Raw genomic sequence first — 11,867 nt, 5'->3', positions numbered from 1 at the left:
CCGGTGTCGGGGTTGGTGTCAAGTGCCGCCGCGGTTGGGTCGGTTTGACACCGGTTTCGGGTCTGGTGAGAATCGGAGGGCTGTTTCGGGCCAGGGCGTGAAATCCCGGTGGGTTCCAGGTTCGGGGCTTCGGGGTTTCGGGTCGTGGTGCCGGGGCCCGTTTCTTGAGAACTCGACAGTGTGTCAAAAGCCAGTGCATTGGGCGCTGTCGCGATGACGCCGTGATCTGGTGTTGTCGTGGTGGGTGATTGTGGCTGCCATGGTGTGCCGCTCGCTGTGTCGGTGGGCGGTGCCGTGGTGGTGTCGCCGGGATTTTCTTCCCGTGTGTTTGAGGTTTATCGGTGGAGAGTTTGATCCTGGCTCAGGACGAACGCTGGCGGCGTGCTTAACACATGCAAGTCGAGCGAGGACCGCACTCTTTTGGGTGTGGAGCCGAGCGGCGAACGGGTGAGTAACACGTGAGCAACCTGCCCCTGGCTCTGGGATAGCCCTGGGAAACCGGGATTAATACCGGATATGACCGCTGCTCGCATGGGTGGTGGTGGAAAGGTTCCCCCTTGTGGGGTTCCGGCCGGGGATGGGCTCGCGGCCTATCAGCTTGTTGGTGGGGTGACGGCCTACCAAGGCGATGACGGGTAGCCGGCCTGAGAGGGTGGTCGGCCACACTGGGACTGAGACACGGCCCAGACTCCTACGGGAGGCAGCAGTGGGGAATATTGCGCAATGGGCGGAAGCCTGACGCAGCGACGCCGCGTGGGGGATGAAGGCCTTCGGGTTGTAAACCTCTTTCAGCAGGGACGAAGTTGACGTGTACCTGCAGAAGAAGCGCCGGCCAACTACGTGCCAGCAGCCGCGGTAATACGTAGGGCGCGAGCGTTGTCCGGATTCATTGGGCGTAAAGAGCTCGTAGGCGGCCTGCCGCGTCTGCCGTGAAAGCCCACGGCTCAACCGTGGGTCTGCGGCGGATACGGGCGGGCTTGAGGCTGGTAGGGGCAAGCGGAATTCCTGGTGTAGCGGTGAAATGCGCAGATATCAGGAGGAACACCGGTGGCGAAGGCGGCTTGCTGGGCCAGTCCTGACGCTGAGGAGCGAAAGCGTGGGGAGCGAACAGGATTAGATACCCTGGTAGTCCACGCCGTAAACGTTGGGCGCTGGGTGTGGGGGCTTTCCACGGTTCCCGTGCCGTAGCTAACGCGTTAAGCGCCCCGCCTGGGGAGTACGGCCGCAAGGCTAAAACTCAAAGGAATTGACGGGGGCCCGCACAAGCGGCGGAGCATGTTGCTTAATTCGATGCAACGCGAAGAACCTTACCAAGGTTTGACATGCCGGGAAATCCCGCAGAGATGCGGGGTGCCTTCGGGCGCCTGGCACAGGTGGTGCATGGCTGTCGTCAGCTCGTGTCGTGAGATGTTGGGTTAAGTCCCGCAACGAGCGTAACCCCCATCCTGTGTTGCCAGCACGCCCCTTGTGGGTGGTGGGGACTCATGGGAGACTGCCGGGGTCAACCCGGAGGAAGGCGGGGATGACGTCAAGTCATCATGCCCCTTATGCCTTGGGCTGCAAACATGCTACAATGGTCGGTACAACGGGTCGCGATCCCGTGAGGGTGAGCCAATCCTTAGAAAGCCGATCTCAGTTCGGATTGGGGTCTGCAACTCGACCCCATGAAGTCGGAGTCGCTAGTAATCGCGGATCAGCAATGCCGCGGTGAATACGTTCCCGGGCCTTGTACACACCGCCCGTCACGTCCTGAAAGTCGGCAACACCCGAAGCCGGTGGCCCAACCCCTTGGGGAGGGAGCCGTCGAAGGTGGGGTCGGTGATTGGGACGAAGTCGTAACAAGGTAGCCGTACCGGAAGGTGCGGCTGGATCACCTCCTTTCTAAGGTGCACCCCTTAAGCCCCTGTGTGATAAAAGGGCCGGCTCACTGTGACCGGTGGGCGGCTGGAGTTGGGGCTGAGTTTGTGGGTGAATGTGGAGCGCTGGTTAGTCGGCCGGGCACACGAGCCTGGGCTGGTGATGACCATTTTCTGTGGCGGTCGTTATGCGGCCGCCGCTGGTGGGGAAGCCGGTTTCGGGGTTTGTGGTCTGGTCGGGCACACTGTCGGGTTTTGAGGGAACGGGCACGGCGTCGCATTTCCCGAATCTGCCCATCCGCCTCCGCCGCCGCTTCATCGCCGGCGCGGTACGGGATCGCTCCTTTCCGGATTCGGCTGGGAGACCGTTCTCACGAAACGTGACCTTAACTTCAGTCTTTGACCTGACGTGTTCACATCCTGGCCGGTAGTGCTCTGCTTCGGAACCGCTCTGTTCACGGGCGAGGGCGGAACCATGCCCTTACCGCTGGGCCTTCCTCGTCGGCGCGGCCGGGACGGCTCTGTTCCGTATTCGGGCGGGGAACCGTGTTCTCACGGCCGGTGACCTGACGTCGGTCCGTGACCTGACGTGCTCACCTCCCGGCCGGAAGCGCTCTGCTTCGGAACCGCTCTGTTCACGGGCGAGGCCGGAACCATGCCTTCACCGCTGGGCCTTCATCGTCGGCGCGGCTGGGACGGCTCTGTTCCGTATTCGGGCGGGGAACCGTGTTCTCATGGCCGGTGATCTGACGTCGGTCCGTCATCTACGTGCTCACCTCCCGGCCGGAAGCGCTCTGATCTGGAAATGTTCTGATGAAGCGCTCCGATCGCGAGCAAGAGGCCGTAGCCACGCCTTCATCGCCGGACGCCTGAGCCGGGCTCGTCTCGCGGGCGTCCCAGACGTGCCCTTCCCACGGCCCGAACGTGCCGTTCATGCGGCACGGACACGCCCATCAGCGGAGCCGGGCCGGATCGCCCGGCGGGCGGCCGTACCGGCCCGAACCCGGCTCCGGGAGGCGCGGCGACGTCGGCACGCCCTGGGAATCCCAAGGGCGCACCGGGGTTCCCGGACGCGGCCCTGGTCATGGCGCTCCCCGCGAGCCCGTACGCTGATGGCGTGGAATACCGTGCCGTTGAGCAAGCGATCATGGCCCGCGGGGTGGAGTGGGCGTTCGATCCCACTCTGGAGCGGATCGCGGCGTTGATGGACCTCCTAGGCGATCCGCACAAGGCCTACCCGGTGATTCACATCGCGGGGACCAACGGCAAGACCAGTACCGCCCGCCTGATCGAGTCGCTGTTGCGCGCGCGCAACCTTCGCGTCGGCCGGTATACCAGCCCGCACCTCATCACCATGCGCGAACGCATCGCGGTCGACGGCGAACCCCTCAGCCCGCAGCGGTTCGTCGAGGTGTACCGCGACATCGAGCCCTACATCGAGATGGTCGACGCCAAGGTGGGCAAGCTCAGCTTCTTCGAGGTGCTCACCGCGATGGCGTACGCCGCCTTCGCCGACGCCCCCGTCGACGTGGCGGTGATCGAAGCGGGCATGGGCGGCGCCTGGGACGCGACCAACGTGGCCGACGCGGCGGTCGCGGTGATCACCCCGATCGCGCTCGACCACACCGACTACCTCGGACCCGACCTCGCCTCGATCGCCAAGGAGAAGGCCGGGATCATCAAGCCGGGCGCGACGGCCATCCTCGCCAAGCAGCAGCTCCCCGCGGCCGAGGTGCTCATGCGGCGCGTGGCCGAGGTCCGCGCCACGGTCGCGCGCGAGGAGATGGAGTTCGGGGTCCGCCGCCGCGACCTCGCGATGGGCGGCCAGCTCCTCCAGCTCCAAGGGCTGAAGGGCGTCTACGAGGACGTCTTCCTCGCGCTGTACGGCGCGCACCAGGCGGGGAACGCGGCCACGGCGCTCGCCGCGGTCGAGGCGCTCACCGGCGGGGACGAGCCGCTCGGCGGCGAGGTGGTCCAGCAGGCCTTCGCCGAGGTGCAGAGCCCCGGCCGGCTGGAGGTGGCGCGCCGCAGCCCCACCGTGATCCTGGACGCGGCGCACAACCCGCACGGCATGACGGCCATGCTGGAAGGGCTGACCGAGTCGTTCGGCTTCTCCCGGATCATCGCCGTGCTCGCGATGATGCGGGACAAGGACGTCGACGCGGTCCTCGACCTCATGGAACCGGTCGTGGAGGTGCTGGTGGTCACCCGGAACTCCTCCCCGCGCTCGATGAGCGTGGAGGAACTCGCCGAGCGGGCGGAGCAGGTCTTCGGGGAGGATCGCGTCCGCCGGGCGGCCCGGCTCGACGAGGCGATCGACCTCGCCGTCGCGCTCGCCGACGAGGGGGACCCCCTCGACTCCGGCGTGGTGGTCACCGGTTCCGTGGTGACCGTCGGTGAGGCCGGCATCCTGCTGAAGGCGGGCCGATGACCGGCAAGAGGACGCGGTTCACCGTGACCCCGGGCATGCGCCGGCTCGGGGCGAGCGTGCTCGGCATGGAGGCGATCGTCGTCGCCCTCTCCACCCCGGTCGCCATCATGATCAACAAGGTGGAGCCGGCGCTCGCGGTGACGGTCGGGATCGGGCTCGCGCTCGGGTGCGCGATCGTGGCCGGGCTCCTCAGGTATCCCTGGGCGTACGTCGCCGGGAGCGTCGTTCAGGTGCTCGCGTTCCTGCTGGGGTTCGTCGTCCCGGTCATGTTCGTCCTCGGCGCGATCTTCGCCGGCCTGTGGATTGCTGCCATATTTGTCGCTCACCGTGTCGAGACGGCGACAAAGCGCTAGAGTCGGCAGGCATGGCCGTCCCTCCCGTTCCGCAGTCGCGGACCGCAACGGCGGTCCGTGCCGCACGCGTACCGTTGCTGCTCGACATCGTCATCGGGTTGCTCATCGCGGCCGCGCTCCCGCTCGCGGTCGTGGCGATCCCGAACACGATCTCGCTGGTGGCGACCTTACTTCCGCCCGGCATCTCGCACATCGACATGATGCGGATGCACGGCCTGGCGCTCCCGGCGATGCTGCTGACCGTGCCGCTCGCCATGCTCGCGGTACGCCGGTTCCGCGCGGCGCCGATGGCCGTGGCCGGGCTCATCGTCCTCGCGCTCGCCGACGTCGCCGGCGGCTACGCGAACTCCGTGGCGACCGTGGGCGTGCTCCGGGCCCTCCACGGGGTGGGGGCGGGGGTGCTGGTCACCGCCACCCTCGCCGCGGTCTACGAGCGCCCGCGGTGGCGGATCCTGCTCGCGATCTGGGGAGCGGCGCTCGCGGCCAGCATGGTCACCGCTCAGGCGCTCGCGCTGTGGCCGCTCGACGGCGCCGATTCCTGGCGGATCACGCTCCAGCCGTACCCGCTGCTCACCGGGGTGGCGCTGGTGCTCGCCGCCGCCTACCTCGTGCTCTGGCTCATCGCCGGTGACGCCCGCCGGGACGACGAGGACGGCGCCGCCGCGGACAGCGGCTCGGCCGGCGAGGATCCGGCCGCGGCGCGGCGGCGGCTGGTGGTGGTGTGCCTGCTCGGGGTCGTGGTCGCCGCGCTGAGCGTCGGCATGAGCTTCGGCTGGCCCTGGTACCTGGTGATCGCCGGCGCCGTGGCCGCGGTGATCGTGCTGCTCGCCTTCGGCGCCCTGCTCCCGCCCGAGCCGCGGGGCGGGCGCACGCCCGCGTTCGCCGCCCTCGGGACCGGGCTGGTCATCCTCCCGGCGACCGCGCAGGTCACCATCATCGAGCTGCGCGGGGTCGGCGGCCCGGGGCTGAAGGAGCTGTGGATCCCGTTCGCGGTGGCCGCGGTGGTGGCGCTCGGCGCGGCCATCGGCACCGCCCTCGCGCCCGAGAGCCTGGCGGAGAAGGCACCGTCCCTCGGCCTGGTGGCGGTGGTCGCCGGCCTCGCCGCGATCCGGATCATCGTGCCCTCGCCGTCCGGCGCGCCGCTCACCCTGCCGTTCGCGCTCCTCGCCGCCGGGGCGGCGGTGACGCTGCTCGGCGCGTTCCGGCTCGCGCGGCCCGGCTCGGCCCTGGCGGCCCTGGCGCTCTGCCTCGGCGGGGTGCTCGCGGGCTTCCTGCTCGGCACGGCCGCCCAGGTCTACCAGCTCATGGGCCTCGGGGAGGCGGTGCCCACCAAGCTCATGGTGGTGAACCGGTTCGTCGAGGCGCTGCACCTGTGGGCGCTCGCCACCGGCTTCGTGGTGGTCGCGATCATCGTGCTCGCCGCGCTCCTCGCGCGCCGGAGCGGCGCCGCCACGGCGGCCGCCGCCGGGCCGGAACCGGCGCGGGGAGACGGCGAGGTGGTCATCCCGGCGCCCACCCGCTCCCCGGAGGAAGGCGGCGGTCTGGCCGGAGGGCCGATCTCGGACCGGTAAGCTGCGGTGCGTTGGGGCTCCCGGAGCCCGCTCGCTCCCGCGGTCCGCTCGCGTTCGGCGCCGGGCGCGACGCGGCTGGGGCGATCGTGACTTTGCAGTTCGAGAACAAGGAGAGAGCCGTGTCCGAGCGTACGCTTGTCCTGATCAAGCCGGACGGGGTCCGTCGCGGTCTCATCGGAGAGGTCATCAGCCGCATCGAACGCAAGGGCCTGAAGATCGTGGCGATGGACCTGCGCACGCTCGATGCCGAGACGGCCAAGGCGCACTACGCCGAGCACGCCGAGCGCCCGTTCTTCAACGAGCTCGTGGAGTTCATCACCTCCGGTCCGCTCGTGGCGCTCGTCGTCGAGGGACCGCGGGCGATCGAGGCCTTCCGCGCCCTGGCCGGCGCCACCGATCCGGTGAAGGCGGCTCCGGGCACCATCCGCGGCGACTTCGCCCTCAGCATCGGCGAGAACGTGGTCCACGGCTCGGACTCGCCGGAGTCCGCGGCCCGGGAAATCAAGATCTTCTTTCCTGACCGTTTCTAGCCCTTGCCATGGCGAAGGCCCCGGTTCAAACCGGGGCCTTTCGTAGTTTTCCGGACAGGTGACTGATCCCTGGACCGGGTCCCGGCGATTTTCCCAGGGCCTGAGAGAGCGATGTGCCAAGTCATGATTACGCGAGGTTACGATTCGAGTGCGATGCGTTATCCCGGCTAACCACCTGCAAGGAAGGCTTCCTTCCGCATGGGCAGCAAGCTTTCACTCCTGGGCCGTGACCTGGCGGTTGACCTCGGCACGGCGAACACACTCGTCTACGCGCGAGGACGCGGAATCGTCCTGAACGAGCCCTCCGTCGTCGCGATCAACGTCCAGACCGGCAAGATCGTCGCGGTTGGGATAGAGGCGAAACGGATGATCGGCCGGACGCCCACCAACATCGAGGTCGTCCAGCCGCTGAAGGACGGAGTCATCGCTGACTTCGATGTCACCGAACGGATGCTCAGGTACTTCATCCAAAAGGTGCATCGGCGTCAGCGCCTGCTCCGCCCCAGGATCGTCATCGCCGTGCCCAGCGGGATCACCGCGGTCGAGCAGCGCGCGGTGAAGGAGGCGGGCTATCAGGCCGGCGCCCGGCGGGTCTACATCATCGAGGAGCCGATGGCGGCCGCGATCGGGGCGGGGCTGCCCGTCCACGAGCCGACCGGGAACATGGTGGTCGACATCGGCGGCGGCACCACCGAGGTCGCCATCATCTCCATGGGCGGCATCGTGACCAGCCAGTCGATCCGGGTCGCCGGCGATGAGCTGGATCAGGCGGTCATCGCCTTCGCCAAGAAGGAGTACTCCCTCATGCTGGGAGACCGCACGGCGGAGGAGATCAAGATCGCCATCGGGTCGGCGCACCCGAACGGCAGGGAGATGCACGCCGAGATCCGCGGCCGGGACCTGGTCACCGGGCTGCCGAAGACGGTCGTCGTCTCCGCCGAGGAGATCAGCCGCGCCCTGGCCGAGCCGATCAACCTGATCATCGACACGGTCAAGACCACGCTGGACAAGTGCCCGCCCGAGCTCTCGGGCGACCTCATGGACCGCGGGATCGCGCTCACCGGCGGGGGCGCCCTGCTGCACGGCATGGTCGACCGGCTGCGCGAGGAGACCGGGATGCCGGTGCACCTCGCCGACAACGCGCTCGATTCGGTGGCCCTGGGCTCGGGGCGGTGCGTCGAGGACTTCGAAGCGCTCCGGCAGGTGCTCATCCAGGAGCCCGCCACTTAACCCGGCCGGGCACGCGCGAGGGCGCCCGTGCCCGCCGGCGCGCCGGGCCGCGGCCGTTCGCCGGCACCGGTGCGCGGGCCGGCCGGGCTCGCCCGTTTCGGGCGTCCGCCGACGCCGGTATCGGCGGGCGCCGGCATCGACAGACAGCGACCAGGGCCGGGCCCGCTCCGCGCCGCCATGGCGAGCGGGCCCGCACACCGAGCCCAATGAGTAAGGAGCGGTCATGAGAGAGACCCGACGTGCCCGTCTGGCGCTCGGCCTGCTCATCGTCGCCGCGCTGGTCCTGATCACGGTCGACCGACGGGCCGGGCAGGGGCACGTCCTCGGTCCCGTACGTGAGACGGTGGCCGCGCTCTTCGGGCCGTTCGAGCGGGCCGGCGCGGCGGTCGCCAGGCCGATCACCGAGTTCGTCGGCATGGTCCGCGACGCACCGGGAGCGCGGCAGGCCATCGCCGATCTGCGCAAGGAGAACGCCCGGCTCAGGAGTGAACTGGCGGCGCAGCGCCTGGACGGCAGCCGAGCCGCGAAGCTCGACCGGATGCTCGGGCTCGCCGGTCTCGGCCGCTACCGCGTCGTCCCCGCCGTGGTGATCGCCCGGCGGTCCATCCCCGGATTCGCGGAGACCGTCGAGATCGACGCGGGGACGAAGGACGGGGTGCGCGCCGACATGACGGTGCTCTCCGAGCACGGTCTGGTCGGCCGCGTGGTCCGCGCCGGTGCGGACATGTCCACGGTCGCGCTGCTCACCGACCCGTCCGTCTCCGTGGGGGCCCGGCTGGAGGGCGGCAACGAGATCGGGGTGGTGAGCGGCCTCGGCGAGGCCGGGGGCGGCGACAACTTCGTGAAGTTCCGCGCCCTCGACTCGACCGTGTCGCTCAGCGCCGGCCGCCGGCTCGTGTCCATGGGGTCGCTGCGCAGCCGGCCGTACGTCGCCGGCGTGCCGATCGGTGTGATCGAGCGGGTGGAGAACACACCGGGGGATCTCGTCAGGACCGCCTACGTCCGGCCGTTCACCGACTTCTCCACCCTCGACGTGGTGGGGGTGGTGGTCGAGGGACCCAAGCGCGATCCGCGCGACGCCGTGCTCCCGCCGGAGCCCCGGCGGGACGACGCCGCGGACCGGCGCGCGGAGGCCCGGGAGCGGGAACGGCGGCGGGAGGCCGCCGCGTCCGCGGACGACGCCCTGGCCGACCGGCGCGGCCGCGACGGCGAGGCCGGGGACCTCGGGCCGCTCGGCGACGAGGAATCGGCGGACGAGGACGCCCGGCCGGCGGCGCGCCGCGGCGCACCGTCCGGCGACCGGCGTGAGGACGGGAGGGCCTGAATGAGGAACCTGACCGCTGCGCTGCTCCTCTTCGCCGCGCTGGTGCTCCAGGTGAGCGTGGTGAACCCGCTGTTCGGCAGGTTCGCGCCCGACCTGGTGATCCTCGTCGTCCTCTCCCTCGCCGTGTTCCGCGATCCGGTGGCCGGCGCGGTGATCGGCTTCTTCGGCGGGCTCGCCTACGACCTGCTCCCGCCCTCCGACCACACGCTCGGCCAGTACGCCCTGGTGCTGTGCGCGCTGGGCTACGTGGCCGGCCGGGTGGGCGGGCAGCTCCCGCTCGTCACGGTGGCGCTGTGCACCGTGGCCGCGCCCGCCCTGGTCCTCGGGGTGGGCGCGCTCCTCGGCACCCCCGGGGCGACGTGGGAGACGCTCCGCACCGCATGGCCACGGGAGGCCCTGTGCGATCTCATCGTGCTCCCCGCCGTGCTGTGGGCGGTGGGCGGCCTCCACCAGGGCCGGAGGCGGAGCGGCGGCACCCGGTTGGTCACGAACTGGAGACGGGGGACCGCATGACACGGTTGCGGGGACGGCTCTTCGGCCTGCAGGTGCTGATCATCGCCATGCTCGTGGTGCTGGTGGTCCGGCTCTGGCAGGTCCAGGTGGTGCAGGGGCCACGGTACGTGACGCTGGCGGCCGAGGTCCGGACCCGTGAGGTGCGGACGCCCGCCCTCCGCGGGGCCATCCTCGACTCGTCCGGCCGCCCGCTGGTCCGCAACCGCACCACCCTGGTGGTCTCGGTCGACCGGTCCCGGCTGGAGCGCATGCCGGACGGCGGGGAGGCGGTGCTCCGGAAGCTCTCGTCCGTCATCGGCATGCCGTACGAGCGGATCAAGGAGCGCATCCGGGCGTGCGGTCCCGGCGTGTCCAAGCCCTGCTGGCCGGGGTCGCCGTACACCCCGATCCCGATCACCGACCGGGTGAACCCGCGCCAGGCGATGCAGATCCTGGAGCGCCAGGAGGAGTTCCCCGGGGTGACCGCGGAGATCCAGGCGGTCCGCGACTACCCGAACGGCAAGGACGCCGCCCAGCTCCTCGGCTACCTGCAGCCCGTCACCCAGAAGGAGCTCGAGCAGCGCGAAGGCCTCAAGGCGAGCTTCTCCGGCGTGGACCTCACCGGCCGTGACGGCCTCGAGGCCACCTACGACGCGGAGCTGCGCGGCAAGCCCGGCCTGCGCCGGGTCCAGGTGGACCGGATGGGCAAGGTCATCGCGGAGCAGGAGCGGGTCGCGCCCGTGCCCGGCGACATCCTGGTCACCAGCATCGACGCGCGGGTCCAGTCCATCGTGGAGAAGTCGCTCGACCAGGCGATGCGGGACGCGCCGCAGGCCGACGGGGCCGCGGCCGTGGTGCTCGACGTGAAGACCGGCCGGGTGATCGCCATGGCGAGCCGGCCCACCTACGACCCCGCGGTGTGGACCGGTGGCATCTCCGAGAAGGAGTACCAGCGGCTGCTGTCCGAGAAGTCGGGCAAGCCGCTCATCTCCCGGGCGATCCGCGGTGAGTACGCCCCCGGCTCCACCTTCAAGATCAGCTCGGTCGCGGCGATGGTGGCCGACGGGTACCCGCTGCACGGCACCTACCCGTGCCCGAGCTCGTACACCGCGGAGGGCCGCGCGTACAGCAACGCGGGCGGGATGAGCCTCGGGTCCATCACCCTGCACACCGCCCTGGTCAAGTCGTGCGACACCGTGTTCTACCGGGCGGGCCACGAGATGTGGCGCAAGGACGGCGGCAACACGGCCAAGCCCGGCGCCAAGGAGACCATGGCGAACATGGCGCGCGCCTTCGGGTTCGGCCGCCGCACCGGCATCGACCTGCCCGGCGAGGCCGCGGGCCTGATCCCGGACCGGCGGTGGAAGCTCGACCTGTGGCGGTCGACCCGGGACGAGATGTGCCGGCGGGCGAAGACCGGCTACCCGGAGATGAAGGACAAGGCCCGTGCCGCCTTCGCCAAGCGCCTCGCCCACGAGAACTGCGTCGAGGGCCACATCTTCCACGCCTACGAGGCGGTGAACTTCTCCATCGGGCAGGGTGACGTGCTCGTCACCCCGCTCCAGCTCGCCCGGGCGTACGCCGCGCTGGTCGGCGACGGGAAGCTGCGCAGCCCGCGCGTCGGCTGGGCGCTCTTCCGGCCGGACGGCACGCTCGTCCGGGAGATCCCGGTTCCCGTCGAGGGCAAGCTGCCGATCAGCGACGAGGTGCGCAACTACATCCGCAAGGCCCTGAGCGAGGTCGCCTCCGACGGAACGGCCGCCGGCGCGTTCCGCGGCTTCCCGTTCGACCAGGTGAACGTCGGCGGGAAGACCGGCACGGCCGAGGTCTGGGGCAAGGCGGACACGTCGTGGTTCGCCTCGTTCGCACCGGCCGAGGACCCGCGCCTGGTGACCGTGGTCGTGGTCTCCCAGGGCGGCTGGGGCGCGTCGACCGCGGCCCCCGCGGCGCGGCGGATCTGGGAGGGCATCTACGGCATCGGCAAGGACGAGAACGGCAAGCCGCGCAAGCCGGCGCTGCCGGGCGGGCAGCCCCCGGCCCGGCTTCCGGTGATCAAGGACGGGGCGGCCGTTCAGTGAGG

At 70.1% G+C, this 11,867-nt stretch carries 8 protein-coding genes and 1 rRNA gene; all 9 read left to right on the top strand.

What is annotated here, in order from left to right:
• The first annotated feature begins 338 nt into the window (after positions 1 to 338).
• The 9 genes from TBIS_RS12255 (at position 339) to mrdA (ending at position 11,865) form a co-directional block, all read left to right on the top strand.
• Positions 339 to 1,881 (top strand): 16S ribosomal RNA (locus TBIS_RS12255).
• A gap of 1,059 nt (positions 1,882 to 2,940) precedes the next feature.
• A complete protein-coding gene (locus TBIS_RS12250; protein ID WP_013132708.1) occupies positions 2,941 to 4,287 on the top strand; it encodes a bifunctional folylpolyglutamate synthase/dihydrofolate synthase in 1,347 nt (448 codons plus the stop codon).
• A complete protein-coding gene (locus TBIS_RS12245; protein WP_013132707.1) occupies positions 4,284 to 4,640 on the top strand; it encodes a DUF4233 domain-containing protein in 357 nt (118 codons plus the stop codon). The genes TBIS_RS12250 and TBIS_RS12245 overlap by 4 nt, the downstream gene beginning before the upstream one ends.
• A gap of 11 nt (positions 4,641 to 4,651) precedes the next feature.
• Entirely contained in the window at positions 4,652 to 6,211 is a 1,560-nt protein-coding gene (locus tag TBIS_RS12240) for a hypothetical protein (protein ID WP_013132706.1), read from the top strand.
• Positions 6,212 to 6,330: 119 nt separating this feature from the next.
• Positions 6,331 to 6,741, top strand: a complete 411-nt coding sequence (gene ndk, locus TBIS_RS12235; RefSeq protein ID WP_013132705.1) for a nucleoside-diphosphate kinase — start codon at positions 6,331 to 6,333, stop codon at positions 6,739 to 6,741.
• A 198-nt stretch (positions 6,742 to 6,939) separates the two neighbouring features.
• The gene (mreB, locus tag TBIS_RS12230) at positions 6,940 to 7,971 is read left to right on the top strand and encodes a rod shape-determining protein (RefSeq protein ID WP_013132704.1); all 1,032 of its coding nucleotides are present in this window, start codon (positions 6,940 to 6,942) and stop codon (positions 7,969 to 7,971) included.
• A 223-nt stretch (positions 7,972 to 8,194) separates the two neighbouring features.
• Complete coding sequence (mreC, locus tag TBIS_RS12225) at positions 8,195 to 9,295, top strand: rod shape-determining protein MreC (protein ID WP_013132703.1); 1,101 nt, start codon at positions 8,195 to 8,197, stop codon at positions 9,293 to 9,295.
• The gene (mreD, locus tag TBIS_RS12220) at positions 9,296 to 9,808 is read left to right on the top strand and encodes a rod shape-determining protein MreD (protein ID WP_013132702.1); all 513 of its coding nucleotides are present in this window, start codon (positions 9,296 to 9,298) and stop codon (positions 9,806 to 9,808) included.
• The gene (gene mrdA / locus TBIS_RS12215) at positions 9,805 to 11,865 is read left to right on the top strand and encodes a penicillin-binding protein 2 (protein ID WP_013132701.1); all 2,061 of its coding nucleotides are present in this window, start codon (positions 9,805 to 9,807) and stop codon (positions 11,863 to 11,865) included. Before mreD ends, mrdA begins: the two co-directional genes overlap by 4 nt.
• The last annotated feature ends 2 nt before the right edge of the window (positions 11,866 to 11,867 follow it).

Origin of the sequence: Thermobispora bispora DSM 43833, assembly GCF_000092645.1 — a bacterium.
Classification (GTDB): domain Bacteria; phylum Actinomycetota; class Actinomycetes; order Streptosporangiales; family Streptosporangiaceae; genus Thermobispora; species Thermobispora bispora.
This window is presented reverse-complemented; position numbering and strand designations above follow the sequence as displayed.